Source organism: Xylanibacter ruminicola, from assembly GCF_900142525.1.
Taxonomy (GTDB): Bacteria; Bacteroidota; Bacteroidia; order Bacteroidales; family Bacteroidaceae; genus Prevotella; species Prevotella ruminicola_A.
Genome location: NZ_FRBD01000003.1, coordinates 109,278 through 129,428, shown reverse-complemented (window position 1 = coordinate 129,428; position 20,151 = coordinate 109,278). Strand labels below are relative to the sequence as shown.

Sequence of the window (20,151 nt, the reverse complement as noted above, 5' to 3'; positions counted from 1 at the left end):
ATGACAACCTACTTATAATTTACCTTATAGCTCATAATTGAGATCTCGATTTAGTGAACTGATAATACCTTCATTCTACTAAAAATGTATTATTCCACAAATCATTCAACTTATCTGCCGTCTCTTCGGAGAGAAGTTCTCCAGAGTGGCCTTTGCGCCAGTCTATTTCCGGGATTTCCTTTTCCAACAGCTCAATGTCAATGGGTGACTGATTATCAGCGGGAATAAAATCGTAGCAGCCAATATCGATGTACTGACGCTTTTTGCCTTTCTGGCCAGCCCAGTCGTCACCCTCGTATGGATCAGAGAGGAACTCACCGCGATATACGATACCAGCTTTGTCATCACCTGTTCTCAGCATAAAGAAACGGTCACCCTTATGAGCTTCTTCCCATTCATAGATGCTCCAGTTTGAACGGAATCCATCGGGATATTCCTCCATATCATTACGATAGTCATTCAATGTATAGCTGCTGATAGTCGGGTTCCAGCGCAACAGATAGGTCTTGGGATGACGTAATGGTTCTGCTTCAAAAGAGTCATAGAACCTCTCCCACTCATCATCTGGCATTTCGTCAATCACAAACTGGGCATAGTCCAGTCGCTTGACGTACTTGTTGTCCTTTGTCGCCTCGAAGAAGTCATCGATGGGTACAATCTTCGTCTCTTTATCCTTATAGAGTATTACTTTCTGGCATACTCCGGCAAAACCCTTGTTGTTGCCGAGTATTCGCCCGATAAACTCTTCACCGTCTGGAGCACCTATCTCTGCACGGCTGAAATTGTCATAGTCCCCGTAGTTCCACTGAATGTCAATGAAGTCCTCAAATGCCTTGTACGTCCATTCTTGCGGCTCAACATCAGGCATTTGTGCCTTGATGTACTCTGGGAAGATATGGAACTCATGCATCAAACCATTCACTCCGATATGGTTGTCCTGCTTCTCGATGATGTTTGACATATTGTCGAGACGATAATAATAGGTCTCAACCTCGTTATCCTCTGACAAGTCAGCGAAAGTCTCTTCATCGCCATCATAGATGACCAAATCAGGACGGAGCTTCTTGGCTTCCCTCATGAGAGTAAATGCCAAAGCAACGTCTGTCCGAGATGCCAGATAAGGCAAGTTGATGGTAAACAAGCCCGACTTCAACAGGATTGTCTCAATACCTTGGGAAGAACCACCCTTGATATACATGGTTGTCCTTGCAATCTCTTCCTCGTCAGGGTCGTGCTCGGCACACATAATGGCAGCATCAAGTACCTTGGCAGCACCCTCAATCATCTTGTTAATATCAAAGCCATTGCTGGCATCGAAACAATAAATATTGGCGTTCATCACGATCTTGGGAGCCTTGAAAGCCCTGCTAATCTCACACAGCATACCGCTGACGGGATAGTAGATGTAACGTTTGATAACCTTCTCGCCAGCTGCTTCCAAAGCATCGGTGTAGGCATCCAACTGTCCGGCATACCACCCTGCATAGTGGTCGGATTCCTCATTGAGAATATGCTTATGGCCCAACGGACAGGTCTTGAAGTCGATGAGAATATCACCTTCTTCTGTCTGCCATACAAGGTCGATACTACCCGTAAACACCTGACCATCCTTCAGATGGGAGAAGGGACGCTCATGATAGATGTGCGTAGCCGGACCATATTCCTCAGTCAACCATGCCACCAGTTCTTCCCAAGCAGTTCTGATGCCCTCATAGTCAATCAGGTAAGTTGAAAGACCATAGCTGGCAATCAGGTCCTTATAGTAGGCCTCATTATCGATTTTCTGCTCAATACCACAGTAAATCTGGTGGATGCAATTACCCACATCAGCCATTGTTCTGCCAACCAGAGTACCACGTTTAAGGCTATCACAGATCTTATAGTCCTTCTCCACATGACCTTTCTCCCACTGTGAGCTTGGTGACAGATACTTTCTGTCAGCCTCACAGAGTTCCTGCTGATAAGGAATACGACGAGTCTTCATCTTCTCGTTATCAGCCATATAGTGATATGAGTTGATTTGCTCGCCCTCTTCTGGGGTAAGTGTCTCATCAATGAAATGCATGCCTACGCCCAGCAGGTCGCTGTTATCTTGTGGCTGTACACAATCCAGCCCCACATCCTGTAACCACTGAAGCTCATGGTTATTCTTTGCAGGCTTCTCCAAGGCCAGAATCATCACATCCTGCGGTCTGGTCATACCGACATACAACAGGCGATTGCACTCAGACAGCGAATCACTCTTCACCTTCTTATAAAGTTCAGATTTCTCAATATCCTCCTGAATATCTTCGGGAACTTTGGTGTTTCCAGAACCATAGACAAACGGCATCACACGGATATAAACCTCTGGATAAGGTGTTTCTGCAGAAGGCTGCTCCGAGTAGTTGAAGTGGATGCCGTAAATACTCTGCTTCACGCATTTTGCCGGATCATCCATTCTTTCCCTTAGTGAAGTCAGGATGACATACTTCCACTGCAGACCCTTACTGGAGTGGTAGGTATGCAGCTGCACACCATTGGCATCGCCCGTTCCAACAGGATCAATCACCGTCAGATAATCCATGAAGCCGTTCACGGTTGCTGGCAGGTTCATCTGCACACAGTGTTGCTCGTAGGTATAAGCCGTCCTGATAATCGTGTTCAGACAGGACTGCGACTCAGATACACGGCCTATCTTCTTCACCACATTATACAGGTCAAGTTCAATGATCATGGTTTCCACCAAAGCGGCTACAGACTGCTGTTTCAGCATCGGACGCAGTTCCAGCAGACGCTTTACCAGAGGCACATCATTCAGGAAGTCCTTATCCTTGGTGTCCTCTTCTGCATCAAACAACAGTTTACTCTCTATCAGTTCCTTGGTGCCAAAGTCCTGTTCGGTCAGTATAGCTATCTGGGCCTTTGCCAACGAGTCCTTCTCACTGGCCACTAATGCCAGCAGCGCCAGTACAAGCGGTGTTGCTGCCATCTGCGATACGGGCAGGTTCTCTCTGCTGGCAGGAATACCGAAGTTATCAGTTAGCACACCGGCCATTTCGTTCAAGGGTGCATTAGCCCTACCCAAAACAGCAATGTCACTGGGCTTCACACCTTGCTGAATCAGATGTGCAATATGGTGCGGCAGACCCACATCCTCCTGAGATGACAAATCCCAATAGCGGAGCGATGTAATACCCTCCTTGTTCTCTCGGTGCTCCTTCAACGTGATAGACTTCTCATCCAGCACACCCGCAAAGGTACGCTTAAAGGTCTCGTTGCATACCTTCACGATGTCAGGCAGAGAACGGTATGACGTATCCAGCGGCTTGGCCATCTCACAGCCATTCTGGCCCGTAGCAATACGGTCAACCACAGCCTTGGTCAGTGTGATGTCACTACCACGGAAACCATAGATGGCCTGCTTGTAGTCGCCCACCCAGTAGCTGTGTTCCATCAGTTCTGACAGGCGGTCGAAGATTTTTACCTGAATCGGAGAACAGTCCTGATACTCGTCCACGAACAGGTAGCGGTAGTCCATCGAGATCTCCTCAGACAGTTTCTCGTCGGTCAACAGGTCTCGCATGTACTTCTCCATGTCGTTGTAGTCCAGCAGGTTCTTCTCCTTCTTATAGTTGGTGTATCTGTCTCTCCAACGTGCAGCCAGGTCAAATAGCAGACGGATGTATGCCTCCTGCTTCTGATAGACCAGTGGCCAGTGCCACAGTTCAGCCAGTCGGTCTCTCATTTCCTCTGCCTCTGGCGCACAACTTGTCCAGGCATTCAGCAGCTTGGCCAGTCTCTTGTACCATCCGATGGTGGGGTCACTTAAACCACGTCGCATGCTGCGAATCTCAGCCAGAATGTCCTGCTTCTTCTTGCTCTCACGCTGTGTCTCGGCATAGCGCTTTTGGGCATTGAGTATGGCCGTCAGCTCCTCTTTGGTGTAATCTGACTTGATATTCGACCTCACAAACTGACGGATATAGTCCAGCGACTCTTTGATACTGCGCTCATAGCTGTCCAGCTCATAATTGGTGGTATACGTAATCACACGCAGGATGTCTTCCTTCCAATAGTCGTAGTTGACACCTCGCTTGCCTACACCATATTTGTACTGGATATCAAAGTCCTCACAGAAGGCGTGCAGCGTCTTCAGTTCCTCTTGTGTCGGCAGGTCTGACAGCGACTGCGAGGTATAGAACTGCGTATCTTCCTCTGCCATCACACCCATGTCGGGCGACAGTCCCAGGAAGAACCAATACTTGTTGATCAGTGCATTGGCCACACTATGAATCGTACCTATCATGGCCTGATCCAGTCGGGAGGCTTCCTCGAAGAGTCCCTTTTCATAGAGCACCTTCTTGGCTTCTTCCTTCATTTCACTGGCAGCCTTCACGGTGAAGGTTGTCATGATGACCTGCTCCGGCTTTACTTTCTGGTCGCTGATCAGGTCAGCAAGCGTATGGGTCAGCGTATAGGTCTTGCCACTACCGGCACTGGCATTGATATATGTTACGTTCTTCATTATTCGCCCTCCTTCAATCCTTTAAATATGGTGTAATTGCTGAAAATATTGGTTTCCTGCTGTCCGTCCTTGACATTCAGTGGGAACAGAGAGTCTGCCTCTGTGGCATTATAGTAGTCCAGCATACCGCATGGGAATCCTTCACCTATCTCTATCTGTCCACTGTCTATCTGTTTCTTGCGATAGAAGAAGGCATTCTTCAACTGCTCCACGATGTTGTCGTTGTTGGCTGGCACCAGCTGCGTACAGTGCAAGCCCTCGAAGTGCTCCAGACTGTACAGGTGACTCTCTGGCATCAGGAAGTAGGCCACCCGTTCAACAGCATCACGTTTCTCAGCTGATAGCATGGTACGATAGAGTTCCAACTGAATGGAGCGGTTGGCTTCCAGCAGGTCTCTGTAGTACGACTTCGATGAAGTCCACTTGAAGTCGAATATCACAGGATGGTGGTTCTCATCCTCCAAGGTCATGTCGATGAAGCCTATCATATCCCAGCCTTCCTCGGTCTTTATCATACCCATGTCCTTGGTGATACGTTGCTCACAGCCTGTTACTGTCAGGCGATTCTCGCGGAGAATGGTCAGCAGCACTTTCAGACACTTCTGCAACTGTTCCGTCAGCAGTTCAGCCTCCAGCCTGTTCTCGGGCAGATACAGGATGGCACCACAGGCCTCGATGCTCTTTCTCACCTGTTCCTCAAACTCCTCTTTCACCCTCTGCTCTATCTCATCAGCAGTGCTGCGCTCCTTGCCGTCACGGGGTGCAAACAGTCCCTCAATCACGGCATGGGCCACAGTACCCTTGGTGGTTTTCACGTCTGCAATGCTGCCAGGACCAGTGTTCACAATGTTCAGCATACGCTCCATTACAAAGTCCAGCGGGTACTCCACCAGTGTACTCAGCGAGGAATAGCTTAGGTGGTTGGGCCACTTCAGCAGGTCGGCATGTTCAAACTCAATCTTCGACTGCACATTCTCGTTTCTCACCAGCTTCACATCCTCCATCTTCTCCTCCAGCAGATTGGGCGTGATAACAAAGTCCTTCAGGTTATCTTTGTCTATCTGGCTTTCCAGTCGCACCATAAATGGATGCTTCTGTGCCGGTTCACCACTCACATAGTCGGTAACCACCAGTATCAGCTGCTCGTCAGTCATCAGCATCGGCATCATCTCCATCTTCTGATGGTAGTCCGTTTCCTTGCGCTCATCCCATAGCGTCAGACTCTTCTCCACCTGTTTACGCTCACTGGGATAGAGGAATCCGCAGTCCAACTGACGCCCGTTGTCACCTGTGAAGTTCATCCAGATGGTGCGCTTGCTTCTGGCAGCCATCTTTGCCGGACTGTCTATCAGTTCGCGACTGCCTTTCTGTGCGGCATACTGCAGGAAGGTCTCGCCCTTGTAGAGGGTGCTCACCCAACTGTCCACCTGTTTCCAGTCTGCCTGCTCGCCCATGCCCGATGAATCCAGCAACAGGATAAAGGTGTCGCACATCTGGGCCAGGCTCTGCAGCTGACTGATCCAACCCTCGTTATTGGGTTTCTCACCAAGGAAGTGTGCACGACTGGTAGCCCACCCCGACAGACTGTTCAGGTACGACTTGATTCTGGTGGTCTTCACGTCGTTCTGCACCTCAAACGGTGGCAGATAGATCTTCACCAGCTGTTCGCGCTCCTTCTTCTCACGCTCATCCCGCTTGGCCTTTTCCTTGTCCGAGAGCTCCATATCCTCCTCCTTGTCATGGAAGGTGTACTTGCCCATGATGTAGTCGTTCACCATCTTCTGGCAGTTCTCGTTCCTGTAGCCACCTTCGCCTATAATCTTCTCAGCCAGTATGCCTCCGAAGTATGTCCCCAGTGGCTGCATAGGTGCATAGAGCCAACTGATGATGCTCTGTATGTTCAGCGGTTCCTTCATCATTTCCAGCCCCAACACAAACAGCTGCACCATCAGCGGTGTTGCCTCTGCCATGCTGCTGCCCATCGTTGGCTTACCCATCATGCGCAGCCAGTTGTCCATCGACTTGTTGCTATTGTTTATCCAGACATCAGCAGCCAGCTCCTCGCCCTTCATGGAGAGGTACTCATTGGCTGCATTCTCGTCGGTAAAGCGGTAAATCAGGAAGGAGGTGTCACCTTTCTTCAGCTCTATTTTTCCCTTCGTGTCCGATTGCAAGAGCTGGGTCACCTTGGCCAGATTGCTCTCGCCCATAACCTTGGGAGCCGTATAGCTGACCATAGCGCCTAACCCTTCCAAGGCCTCCAACAGCTCTTTGATCGCCGGATGCAGCAGATCCTTCTCGCAGGGCAGTTCTATCTCCAGGTCCGTGAAGGCACTCTTCTCTACTTTATTATATATATAATGTAGCACCGTGGCTATTCTGTCTGCCAGACCCACGCAGTCGAAGTACTGCTCTGTTCCTGCCAGCACATCCAGACGGCCACTGCCTGAGTCTGCCACCGGCTGCCACTTGTCCATCATCAGACTGTCACGCCATCTCAGGGCTTGCTCTGCCGTTCCTAGTCCCGACAGCCTGAACGACTCTGCCAGGATGTTCTTGGGGTGCCGTTTCATATACTCCGACAAAGCCCTGTAGTAAAGTACTGTGCGGTTGTTACCCGATACGTCCTCCACATGGATGCCTATTCTCAGTTCCAACATGGCAACCAACCCCATGGTGTCACATACCATTGTGTCCATCAGTTCTGGCTGCTGCTCGCTCAATCCGATAAAAACATGCCCGCTAAACTCAGGCGAAAACAGTATCTTCATATCGTTCACTAGGTTTTTAATTTTCAAATTCCGCTGCGAAATTAGTATATAGTTGTCCCAAATCGTGGCACAAGCTATAACTTTTTTCTGCCAACAGTAATAATTTGGTGCGAATTTACGAATTTTCATTGGATATTGGTGCAAAAAAGTGAGAAAAACACCATTTTGATGATGACATTTGGTTCATAGAAGAATATCTGCGCCTATTTTTGACGCAATCTGGATATTATAGGAAGGCCGTAGCAAGGGAGTAGCAAGGGACAAGGAAGGAGAAGTATATATTATAATATGTTGTGTCATTGAGTGACACAACTTTTGGCGATTTTCAGTGCCAAAAGTGAGAAAAATGCAATAAAAATGTTATTTTTCATCAGTTTTTCCTTCTTTTTATGCAATTTCTGAATTTTATTTGCTATATTTGCCACATTAATTTACTAATAACTACTCTGATGGATAAAGATATTAACCGCATCAAAGTCGTGTTGGCAGAGAAGAAGAGGACCAACAAATGGCTGGCAGAGCAGTTGGGGAAGGATCCCGCAACTGTTTCCAAGTGGTGTACGAACAGTTGCCAACCTACACTCGAGACCCTTATGAAGATTGCGAAACTGCTTAATGTGGAGCCTGGTGAGCTTATGCGTTTCAAGGACATTCCAGAACCAATCGCTTAACGATGATGAATAGTAACCTATCTTCATATCTGTCTAAGAATCCCAAGTACAGACTTGTATTCGACCTCTCGTCATCATTAGAAGTTGAGAGTGTTGATGTTGGTACATACCTTGCCGATGCCCTGCAAACAAAAGCTCAGAAGGCAAATCTTAACATGTATGCGTCTGATGCCATTCGTAAAATGATTCGCCAACACACACATGAGCATCCAGAATATGGTCGCTATGTGGCACTCTGCAATATTGGCATTCTTTTCGAACCGGCTCTTTCCTTCAATCTTGAGACGATTGTAGAACAGACTGCAAAGGATGAATTGCTTATTATCCAAGCGAAGGGGGGTATTGCGAATGAGAGGTTTTACTTTCTTTCACAACAAAACAACTATTCATTCAGTCTCAAAAATCTAACTTACACAATAGTCGAATAATAAATAGCATCAAATATGAAATACAGAGAACTTATCCAATTTAATCCTATCGATGAGATTATCAAGTTTGAGAAACTTGAAAATGAGGATTATCGCACTAACGTTGTGAAGAACTTTGTTTGTTCTGAAACTTTCGAGAGCTACACAATTCCCACAATCTGCAAGCATCTCGACTTCTCACGACCAGTAGAGACCAAAGGCATTCAGATAGTCGGTAATTATGGTACCGGTAAATCTCACCTTATGTCATTGTTCTCTATCATTGCAGAAGACGAAAAGTACCTTGACTTGCTTCAGAATGAGAAAGCGAAGGATGCTTTGGGGAAAATCGCAGGAAAATATCTTGTTCATCGATTTGAGATTGGCAGCAATAAAGATCTCTGGACAATAGTAGCATGGGAGATAGATAAAGCTCTTGATGAATGGGGTATTGATTATAGCCTTTCTGACGACAAAACACCTGATAGCTATGCGACCAAGATAGCAAAAATGATGGCTAAGTTTGAAGAGAAGTATCCTAACAAGGGCTTCCTCCTAGTCATTGACGAGATGCTGTCATTCCTAAAGGGACATGCCACACCAGCTGCTCTTAATACAGACCTCCAGGTTCTTCAGGCCCTCGGCCATCAAAGCGACAGGACACATTTCAGAATGGTGTTTGGTGTTCAGGAACTGATTTATCAGTCAACGGAGTTCCAGTTTGAAAAGGACATGCTTTCACATGTAAGTGACCGATACGAGAATCTTACTATATTGAAAACAGATGTTCAATTCATTGCACAGGAACGTCTGTTAAAGAAGAATGAGCAGCAAAAGTCTACCATTTCTGATCATCTTGGTAAATTCAGAAACCTCTTCCCCGACATGGATAACGATTTTGATACCTATGTCAATTTGTTCCCTGTTCATCCATCATATTTTGAGAATTTCCAGGAGATACGTATTGGAAAGAGCCAACGCGAGGTGCTGAAAGTCCTTTCAGAAAAGTTCGCAAAGATGCTCGACCAAGATGTTCCAGATGAAGAACCAGGTATCATCAGCTACGATTCATATTGGGATGACATGAAACGGAATACTGACCTTATGGCCATCCCAGATGTACGCCGTGTGAGTGATATCATGACCATTGTTGATCAGAAGATTGACAACAACTTCACTGGTGGTCGCGCTTCTCAGAAGCCCCTCGCTCATAGGATAGCGAATGCTCTCGCAGTGAAGATTCTTCAGGCAGATTTGGCCAAGACAAATGGTGCTACAGCAGAGACTCTAACACGTGACCTATGTCCTGTTGATGACATGTGCGAGGGATATGATGACCTTGTTGAATTGGCTGTTAAACCAGCAGCCGACAATATTGTTCAAGCAACAATTGGCGAATATTTAGAGCGGAATGACATCAATGATGAATACCATCTTCGAATTGAGGGTGGTGTCAACTACGAGCAAAAGATTAAGGATTACGCATCTCAAATGGACGATAGCACAAAAGACCATTATTTCTTCCAATTTTTGGCCAAGGTGCTGCCTGTAGAAGATGAGACATATCGTAATGGTTTCCTTATTTGGCCACATCATATCGTTTGGAAGTCACGTATGTGTACTCGAGCTGGCTATATTTTCATGGGTAACCCTGCAGCGAAATCAACAACCCATCCCCGACGTCACTTTTACATCTATTTCATGCCCATCTTTGATGCGGCAGCTATGGCTCACGATAATGAAGAGGATGGAGTATTCTTCCTTCTGAACGAATTAAGTGACAAATTTAAGGAGACCGTATCATACTATGGTGCAGCCTTGCAGCTTGAAAATGGTGCTGACTCTGCTCAGAAACCCAAATACGAAACATTTAGAAAGCGTTTCTTTAAAGAGTGTTGTGAGGTGTTTGATCGTGAATTCTATGACAAGACAAATGTTGAGTATAATGGAAGTGCTCAACCAATGCGAACAATGGTAGGTTTCGGAACTGGCCAAGCAAAGATTGATGCCGTCAGCAGTATTGTTTCAGTTATTATGGAGCCCCACTTCGATCATGAGAATCCAGAGTATCCTAGCTTCTCTTTGCTTTCACAACCCCTGGCTGATGACAATAGGAAGAATATTTTGTCTTCAGCAAGAAGTGTGATATCTAAGCCACAGAATGCCAACAGCAATGGTATTGCAATCTTACATGGCCTTGGTCTTTGGAAAGACGGACGTTTGTCAACATCAGATTCTCAATATGCACGTTCTATTAAAGCCATGCTTGATGCTGCGGGAGGCAAAGTGGTTAACCGCTCAGAAATTCTGGAAGCATTCTACGTAGAAGGTAATGAGTTCCTGAGTAAGGACTTCCATATTGAGGCAGATCTCGAATTCATTGTACTTTCTGCAATGGCTGCACAAGGCGAGTTGGAGATTGTACTCAACAACAGCAGTCGCATCAATGCTAGTACTATTGATATGGTAACCCGCCTTAATGATAATGACTACTATGAGTTCAAGAGTGTATGTCCACCAAAGGGAATTAATCTTGCTGTAGTAAAAGAGTTGATGCTAGCATTGATTGAAGAAGACCGTACTAACCGTTTGGGAGAGGCAAGCACATACGCAGATCTCGCTATTGCTGCCCGTGATATTTCTAAACGTGCAGTAAAGATGGCTTCCGAAATTCGTAATGGCTATACTTTCGCTGGTGCAGAAATCCTTTCACCTTCGGAAGGAAACAGCTATTATAGCAGATTTACCGCACTTGCAGGCATGTGTGACCAAATACCTAATTATAACAATGAAGCTAAACTTCGCAATATTACATGGACTGTAGATAATGTTCGTTCAAAACTTGTGGATGACAAAGGTAAGCTCGATGAGTTTGAAAAGAAGTTTGCTGACATGGAGAAGTTCCAGGCAATTATCAGTTACCTGAAACAGGCTCAGCAACTTGCAATGTGTGATAAGCCACTAATGATGAAACTAATTCAGGGAATGCAGAAGCTATCGTCCATCATTGATATGAATGATACTGATCGTACAGCCTATCTTCGCGAGTTAGAGCAGATAAAGGGAGATTATGCAGACTGGTATTTAGCTCGATATACTGCAGCACATATCACAGAAATGGAAAATGCCACGAAACTAGACATACTGAGCAGCAAGAAATATCAGGTGTGCGAAGATGTTATTAATGCTAACTTCCTCAATATGGTAATGTTCACCCAGTGGAAGAATAAGATAGGACAACTGAAACCGGCAAATAGCTTGGTAACACGTGAGAATATCTTAATCTCTCCTTTCCAAGACGGTTTTAATCCCACAGTTCAAAGTGGTCTGAAACCCAATGTGAACGCCCTAAAAACAGAGCTTGATGATATCTTTGCAGATATTGAACAACAGTTCCACGATGCTCTTGACGATCCTTCTGTTGACCGTAACAAGCAATATCTCAATGAGCCAGAAAAGGTCTTAATCAAGCAGTTCTCTGAAGGCAAGATAGAATTAGACCACACCTATGCTCGACAACTGGTCGAAGTTATTCAGAAACTGAACCATAGTTTCGAGCGAGTGGAGATATCTTTCGATGAAATTGTACACTCTTTCTCACGTCCTATGACGAAGCAGGCTGCTATGGATGCTTTTGAGCAGCTTATTCTTAGTAAAACTTCTGGCATGCGCCCAGAGGATGTTCGTATCATTATTAAACAGTAAAAGGAAAATATGGCAAATCAAGATAAAACTGGTAGTCTATTCTCTGAAGAGGAGATGACTCGTGTTATGGGTGGTTTTGACTTTAAAGATAACACCCCTGTCACTTGTCTTGGTATGGAATTTGAAAACGATGAAACACGTCGATCTTATTTCCGAGAAGAACTTCGTAAGAAACTACCAGAACTAAGAAAAATTGAAGGTTTCCCCATCGGAGAAGATGATGATATCATTAATCTCTCTGATCCTCCATATTATACTGCATGTCCAAATCCGTGGACACCAGAGATAATAAATGAATGGAATAACGAAAAAGAAACTTTATTAAAAGAAGGCAAAAGATCGAATTCTTTTAATGTTCCTTTTCCTTACTCTAAAGACATTAGTGTTGGAAAGAATGACCCAATATACACAGCGCATTCTTATCATACGAAAGTACCACACAAAGCTATCATGAAATTGTTATACTATTATACTCAACCGGGCGATATTATATATGATGGTTTTGCAGGAACTGGTATGACAGGAGTTGCAGCTGGTATGTGCGAATTTGGCTCAGATGCTACTAGAGGCGAAGAAAGAAGTTTAGGAAAGCGGCATTGTATCTGTAGTGACTTAAGTCCTATTGCAAGTTTTATTGCTTTTAATTTAAACAATAATAATTCTGCTGAATTACGTAATTTTTCCGCCATACTTGAAGATGTTAAGCAAGAATATGGTGACTTGTATCGGACCAAGCATACCAACGGGAAATATGGTGAAATCTTTTTTATGGTATGGTCAGATATAGTTATATGTGACAGTTGTGGTGGCGAAGCAAAATTTATGGATTTGTTTTCAAGAATTGGTGAAGGCAGAATTGATGATTATGCTATTTGTCCACATTGTGGCGCTGAAATCAAAAGGAGTACGTGCAAAAAGAAAAAAGAGAATTATTTCGACAATAGGCTTGGAGAGTCTCGAGAACGAACTGTTTCTGTGCCTTATCTTATTGTTTATTATTATAATGGACATAAATTCAGGAAAACGCCTGATGCTGAAGATATTGCACTAATAGAAGATATTAAAAATACCCCCAACAACTCATGGGTACCAACCTTGCCACTAGGGGAAGGTGACAAGATGGAGGATCCTAAAGCAAAAGGGGTTTATTATATCCATCAATTATATACAGACAGAACATTGTTTATTCTTTCAAAATTATGGGAAAGATGTTCTATGTACAACAAGTTCTGTCTCACAAATAGTATTGCAAGAAACCTTACTAAACTAAATAGATTTATAGTAAATAAATACCACATGAATGGGCGTATTAATGGTCCATTAAGTGGTACTCTATATGTTCCAAGTGAAATAGTAGAACAAAACATTTTCGATCTTTTGGAGGTAAAACATTCGCCTGAGGTCGAAAATATGAACTTAAATAATATTATCCAAGTTGGTGATGCTCTTCATAATAGTATCATACCGGATCAATCTGTAGACTACATTTTTACTGATCCTCCTTTTGGTGATAATATTATGTATTCAGAATTAAATAGAATAACAGAAGCCTGGCTTAATGTAATAACTAACTCTAAAGATGAAGCCATTGCCAACAAAACTCAAAATAAAGAGGCTGCTGATTACATGAGACTCATTCAGGGGGCTTTTGTGGACTATTTTAGAATATTAAAACCTGGCAAATGGATGACTGTAGAGTTTAGCAATACCAAGGCAAGCATATGGAATGCAATTCAAACTGCCATACAGAATGCTGGCTTTGTAATATCCAGTGTTACAGCTTTTGATAAAGTTCATGGAGGCATTAAATCCATGAGATATACCACATCTGTCAAAGAAGATTTGATAATAACCTGTTATAAGCCTAACGATTCTATTTTAAAAGAGATTAATTTGTCGAATTCAATTAATATATGGGATTTCATAGATGATCATTTGAATCATCTTCCTGTCCATATAATTAAAGGAAACGCGACTACTTCAATTGTAGAAAGAAACCCCAAAATACTATATGATAGAATGCTATCATATTTTGTTGCGAATAACATTCAAGTTCCACTTGATGCAGGCGATTTTCAAAAAGGTCTCCGTGAACGTTATATTGAAATAGATGGCATGTTTTTCACTGCTCCTCAGGCTGCTGAATATGAAGAAAAGAAAAAAACAGCTCCAAATTTTGTTCCAATGGGTATTATCGTAAGCGACGAAGCCAATGGTATAGAATGGCTAAAGAATCTTCTTCGCAATAACCCGAAGACATACCAGGAAATACAGCCTGAATGGATGCAAGCTATCAATGGTCTCCGCAAGGGAGATGTTCTTCCGGAATTACGCGATATTCTCGAAGAGAATTTCATTGAAGAATCTGACGGAAAATGGCGTATTGCCGATCCAGAAAAGCAAGTAGATTTGGACAAGTTGCGTTTCAAAAATCTAATGAAAGAATTCAATATATATGTCGAAGCAGTTAATAAGCCAAAGGCGAAGCCTATTAAAAACGCTCGACTTGAAGCTGTACGTGCAGGTTTTAAAGAGTGTTACAAGAAAAAAGACTTTATTACCATTATCAAAGTGGGTGAAATGATTTCGCCTAACATGTTGCAGGAAGACGAACAGCTGCTCCGTTATTATGATGTTGCTACACGTCACGTATAATTTAGGAATATATGCAGTATAGAGGTAAGAGCATCGAAATTATTGGTAAGAGGCAGATGTTTGACAAAACATTCTGCTGGATTCACATTCTTGAAAATGATGTGTTCAAACAGGTAATGATTGATGAAATCGAAGATTACCACAGTAATCTCGATGCTCTTTCCTACGCTCGTTATGTGTCTATTGCCGCCCGTATCCAAGGAGAAATAGCCCAAAAGCGACTACTTGCTCCCTATGAAAGCTCTCTCACACCACTTCCCCATCAGATACTCGTTTTAGAGAAGGTCATGCAGGGGCTTCAGACCCGCTATCTATTAGCTGATGAGGTTGGTATGGGTAAAACCATTGAGGCAGGTCTTGTATTAAAGGAGAAGAAGCTTAGGGGGGAAGTAAAGCGCGTACTACTTATAGTTCCCAAATCTGCCATGCTACAATGGCAATCGGAACTTCGTGAGCATTTTTGCGAAAACTTCCATATTTATGACTCCTCTTTCATCAATAGCATGGCCAAAACGTTTGCCAGTTTTGATGCCGAGGATGAGTTGAATTTCTGGAAGCAGCATAACCAGATTATCGTTTCTAGTGATGCTCTGAAACCTTTAACTGTACGAGATGGTTGGAGTCAGAAAAGGGTGGATGAATATAACAAGTATCGCTTAGAAGCTGTGCTGGAAGCGGAATTTGATATGGTCATTATTGACGAGGCACATAAAATGGGTGGAGCAACCGCTCAGGTTTCACGATATGTTATGGCTGATGCTCTTTGTAACAGTGTTCCTAATGTGCTCCTCTTGTCAGCTACACCACATCGAGGGAAGAGCGACCATTTCCGCCGGGTTTTACAACTGATAGATCCAGACACCTTTACTGGTGACGGAATGCCTAGCATTGCAGAGATACAACCATACGTCATGCGCTCTGAGAAACGCTTTGCTCTTGACTATGACGGAAAGAAGCTTTTCCAACAGCGTGAAACTCAGCGTTTAAATGTTCTGACTGAAAAATGGGAATTTGCTAAGCAACATCAACTATATGAAGATGTAACAGAATACGTCAAGAAGAGTTTTGAGAATGCTCTTGATATGAACAGCTATGCTAAGGGACTGGTGATGGTTATGTTCCAGAAACTGGCGAGCAGTAGTACTGCAGCTGTTCTTTCTGCCATGCGTAACCGGTACAAGCGATTGCAGGAGGGAGAGGATCCGGATGAATTAGAAGAATATGGTGAACAGGATAGTCTTCGCTATAGTGACTTTGAGGAAGAAGGGCTGATGGCCGCTGAGATGGATGTTGTTTACAATGCCGGTATAGCCTTCAATGAAATTGATGAGTTAGGGAAGCTTATCAGGAAAGCAGAAGAGGTTATGCGTATTGAAAAAGACGCCAAGATGGTGGCCTTGCTTGACAAAATATACCAGCTTAGGAGTGACCCTTCAGAAGAAAACCTGAAAGTACTTGTATTTACAGAGTTCCGTGGAACACAGGAGTATTTAATTGAATCACTCAAAGACGCGGGTTTGGATTGTGTGGGCATTAATGGCTCTATGTCATTGACGGCCCGCAAGAATGCCCTGCAACGCTTCAAGGATGATGTTCCCGTTATGGTAGCAACAGATGCTGCTGGAGAATCTCTCAATATGCAGTTCTGCCATATTGTTATCAACTATGACCTGCCTTGGAATCCAATGGCATTAGAGCAGCGCATTGGTCGTATTGACCGTATTGGCCAGTCGCATAAGGTTGTGGCTATCAATATGCTAACAGACAATAGTGTTGACAGCCGTATCTACAACACGATTATGTCTAAGCTTGATACTATTATGGACGAGCTGGGTATTGACAAGACAAGCGATGTATTAGACTCTACGATAGAGATGAAACACCTGAATCAACTCTACCTGCAATCTCTACTTGATCCCCGCCAATTTGAGAAGGACAGTAAGAAATGGTTAAACGAAATCAAGGATAAACTTCGTAACTATCGCTCAACAGAACACGCTCTGCCATCAATATCCGAGAAAGAGATTACTAAGACAGCAGCATCAGAAGTGAAATATAGTCCGCTCCCCATTTGGCTTGAAGACCTCATGGACTTGCATTGCATCAATGTAAAAGGATTCTACGACAAAATGCTTAACGGATTAACGCTATATCATCTTCCAGATGGAAATCTTGGAGCCATCTTTGATTCCAAATGGGAAGAGGATAATCCTGCGGCCATTCATATTACATTGCAACACCCAATCATTCAGCATATCATTCGTGATATAGATGGTGGTATAGGTAGAGAAATACCTGTAATTCAGTCCCTAAGCGGTGAGGAACGGCCTGGATATCTTACGTTATGGAAGGTTACTGGCAAAAACGATAATGAGACGAAGGTTTGTTATTCAGCACAGTATATCAGTGATAATGGGCGTGTGTTCGCTCCTTACGGACAAACTTTGTGGGATATGTTGGTTAAACGCAAAGCCCAGTTCAAGGGTATTGGTTTTATGGCTTCAGACCCGACAATCACCGAAAATGCTCAGCTCCAAAAGAATCTATATTCTGTTTTCTTGAAGATAGAGTCTGAAATACAGAGTGGCATTGCAGCAAAACTCGACAAAAAACGCCATGTCATGGATGTTGCAGAAATCCGTATTCGTAGAATCGGGATTGAAAACATACGCCAAGGGAAATTAAAGAAATTGCAGGAACAAAGAGATCTGTTTGAAAACAACCTCTCTCATGCATATAATGTTGTACCAGATGTCAAACATATACTAACAGTCAGAATAAATGGATAGTTTGGTTAGCAATATAGTTCATAACATAATACAAGAGAATGTCAGTATCAGCATTATTCGCTATGCCGACAGCCTGCTCATGCGAGAAGATATATATTCCCGTTTGAGTGAAGAATCTGGTGTTAAATTTGTCACTGGAAGTAATATTGAATTACGCTTCCATTACGAATTGCACAAGAATGATGATGGTCAACATTATTGTTATCTGCTTGGTACAGGGCAAATGCTGATGCCAGATATCATGCGAAAATGCTATGTGACCGATTTCAAATTGACGGATTTGTTCTCGTGTTATGACATACCCACACTGATAGAGGCACATCCATCCTTTCCATTATTAAGCATCCTTTTTGAGAAACGTACATTGCGTAATCTTGGGCCAAGAGAGACCATAGATATAATAAATGCGCAGAAAGAGAAGTTGGGAGCTGATGCTTCAGAACTAAAACAACAGTTATTGGAAATTCCTCGTGATTGGACCTCTGTTAGCACTATGGAACAGATAAGTGATTTAGTCATAAAGGCCATCATGCAGAATGCTTACAAGGAAATTGAACCCGCATTGAACGAAATCAATGCTGATTTCCAACGTTTCGTAGACGAGAATTACTTCAACACCCAAACTTCATCAGCATTTGGTAAGCCCAAGGTCGTTTCCAAGATATTACCATATCTTTGCGACAAGCATGAGCGAAATGAAATGGTCGCATTAGTTGTAGTTGACTGTCTTAGTTATTGGCAGTACTCGATGCTTGGTAAACGTCTACGTGAAGAAGGCTTGTCACCAAAAGATGATATTACGTTCGCATGGATGCCCTCTGTGACAGAACTATCAAGGCAGGCTATCTTTCGTGGTGATTTCCCTGAGAATGACTATAATCAAGGTCCTGGTTCAGAAGAGAAATTATGGAATAAATATTGGACCTCGCATGATAGAGGTTCCAAGCAGTTAATTGGAGATAGCGCTTTGTACCTATACGAAAAAGAAGTTCCCGAGTTTATTTATCAACAGCGTGTTGCCTTGGTTGATGTCAACTTGGACCACACAGCTCATGCATGTCGATATACTAAGGATCTGTATAGTATCACCGAAAATTGGGTAGAAAGAATCCTTCCACGGATAAAACGTCTTTATGAAGAGGGTTACTACATCTACATTGTGACTGATCATGGGAATATCTCTTCCCATGATGGTTGGTCTCTCACGCAACAAGATAAGACTTTCATCGTAAAGGAAAAAGACAGTGATGTCAGCCGTGGAGAGCGTTACTTGCGTTTTGACAAAGAGACTTATCTAAATGCCTTTGTCGAGATGCATCCTGATGACCAGACGAATTGGCTAATAAGAGACAATTGGCTTGTATGGAGGAATACCCAATCTTTCAAACCAAAGGAAGAAATTACTCATGGAGGTGCGCACTTTATGGAGATGGTCATTCCTTTTATTACAATAGAAAACAAGAAATATGGAGAATAAAATATTAATAAATCAACGTATAAGTATTTCTATGCTCGAAATGGCGATGAAAGCAGCTTTGGACGCTAAATACAATACCGACCTTGCCCTTTCTTTGGCCGCTGGAGAATATGAAGGGCAGAATCGCATCAAGAAATGTGTGACGATTCTGAACAGGCTTACTATCAAGAATCCTTTATTCCCTTATATTCAGGAGCATGTGAAAGAGTTCAATGAGGCAATTCACTTTAAAGGAGACAGGGCAGTTGTATATGCTGCTATTATTAACTCTGCATACCCCTTTGGATATGACACCACAGCTTTGCTTGGTAAGTTCTTCAATATCCAAAAGCAGGTTAATACTCAGGTTATAGTTGGCAGAATGTCTGCCAAGTATGGCAGCAACCGCGCCACACCAAATGGACTCTATTGCATTCTCCCCATGCTTATAGAAGCTGGTCTGATTCTCCGTCCACAAGACGGAATATATGAAAAAGCTGATTTAGAGTTTAGAGCCACTGCCTGCAAGGACTTCTACCGAAAGTCTTTTTTCATCAACAACCCACTTCTCAATGAAGAATTGGATTATGGTGACCACAGCTATTTTTGCTTCTTAGAATAGATAATCTCAAATCCATTCTTATAATAAGTTGACAGCGATGAAACAGAGGAAGAAGCACAGAGGAGTTCAGGGCCATGCTTTGCTTTATGGACGAAGTTCCAGGGCTATTCGTATCATTCCTGGTCAGATAGATGGGGGTACTGAGAAAAGGCATCGTCCTCCTAAGAAAGTAAGTAAACCTGTAACGGTAAAACAAGTTCAGAAAAAATACAAAATGGACGAAAGCGTAAAAAAGAGGTTGGATAATCTGCAAGATCCGTTGGATATGATGAGCAGGTCTGCAAGAGCGCAAAAATATGAGGCGGCAAATTCAACCGAGAAATATGAATATGGTCTTTCAGATTGGTAATTATGAAAAAGAAAAGAAATATTAGCAGTTCTTCATACCCTGTTCCTGATGGGCATCCTACAAGGCATCGTCCCCGTAGGAACTACTGGGGGAATTTGTATGATGAGGACACTTTTGACGAGGATCGTCACCACTTTACAGGAGATTCTGACACTGCGTTGTATGACGCAGAAGATGATCATGATTCCTATTATGAAAATGGTGGATATGAATAACTTT

Annotated in this window: 11 protein-coding genes; 9 read left to right on the top strand and 2 right to left on the bottom strand. The window is 43.4% G+C overall.

Annotation, left to right across the window (positions count from 1 at the left end):
- Positions 1-70: 70 nt before the first annotated feature.
- Entirely contained in the window at positions 71-4,507 is a 4,437-nt protein-coding gene (locus tag BUB86_RS02825) for a UvrD-helicase domain-containing protein (RefSeq protein WP_073205039.1), read from the bottom strand.
- On the bottom strand, positions 4,507-7,278 hold the full coding sequence (locus BUB86_RS02820) for a PD-(D/E)XK nuclease family protein (protein WP_073205036.1): 2,772 nt from the start codon (positions 7,276-7,278) through the stop codon (positions 4,507-4,509). The genes BUB86_RS02825 and BUB86_RS02820 overlap by 1 nt, the downstream gene beginning before the upstream one ends.
- 449 nt (positions 7,279-7,727) lie before the next feature.
- Here BUB86_RS02820 and BUB86_RS02815 point away from each other — a divergent pair, with 449 nt between their 5' ends.
- Genes BUB86_RS02815 through BUB86_RS02775 form a run of 9 tightly spaced genes read left to right on the top strand, consistent with a single transcriptional unit; the run spans position 7,728 to position 20,147 of the window.
- Positions 7,728-7,949 carry a helix-turn-helix transcriptional regulator gene (locus BUB86_RS02815; RefSeq protein WP_073205032.1) on the top strand — a complete coding sequence of 74 codons (222 nt, stop codon included), beginning with the start codon at positions 7,728-7,730 and terminating at the stop codon, positions 7,947-7,949.
- Positions 7,950-7,951: 2 nt separating this feature from the next.
- A complete protein-coding gene (locus tag BUB86_RS02810) occupies positions 7,952-8,377 on the top strand; it encodes a hypothetical protein (protein WP_073205029.1) in 426 nt (141 codons plus the stop codon).
- 15 nt (positions 8,378-8,392) lie between these two features.
- Positions 8,393-12,061, top strand: coding sequence for a DUF6079 family protein (locus BUB86_RS02805; RefSeq protein ID WP_073205024.1), 3,669 nt, complete (start codon positions 8,393-8,395; stop codon positions 12,059-12,061).
- Between the two features lie 9 nt (positions 12,062-12,070).
- On the top strand, positions 12,071-14,716 hold the full coding sequence (locus BUB86_RS02800; RefSeq protein WP_081373055.1) for a DNA methyltransferase: 2,646 nt from the start codon (positions 12,071-12,073) through the stop codon (positions 14,714-14,716).
- Between the two features lie 11 nt (positions 14,717-14,727).
- A complete protein-coding gene (locus BUB86_RS02795; RefSeq protein ID WP_073205019.1) occupies positions 14,728-17,505 on the top strand; it encodes a DEAD/DEAH box helicase in 2,778 nt (925 codons plus the stop codon).
- Complete coding sequence (locus BUB86_RS02790) at positions 17,498-18,982, top strand: PglZ domain-containing protein (RefSeq protein WP_073205016.1); 1,485 nt, start codon at positions 17,498-17,500, stop codon at positions 18,980-18,982. Before BUB86_RS02795 ends, BUB86_RS02790 begins: the two co-directional genes overlap by 8 nt.
- 46 nt (positions 18,983-19,028) lie before the next feature.
- Positions 19,029-19,583, top strand: a complete 555-nt coding sequence (locus BUB86_RS02785) for a hypothetical protein (protein WP_139261335.1) — start codon at positions 19,029-19,031, stop codon at positions 19,581-19,583.
- Between the two features lie 37 nt (positions 19,584-19,620).
- Positions 19,621-19,932, top strand: a complete 312-nt coding sequence (locus BUB86_RS02780; protein WP_073205008.1) for a hypothetical protein — start codon at positions 19,621-19,623, stop codon at positions 19,930-19,932.
- Positions 19,933-19,934: 2 nt separating this feature from the next.
- Entirely contained in the window at positions 19,935-20,147 is a 213-nt protein-coding gene (locus tag BUB86_RS02775; RefSeq protein ID WP_139261333.1) for a hypothetical protein, read from the top strand.
- Positions 20,148-20,151: the final 4 nt, after the last annotated feature.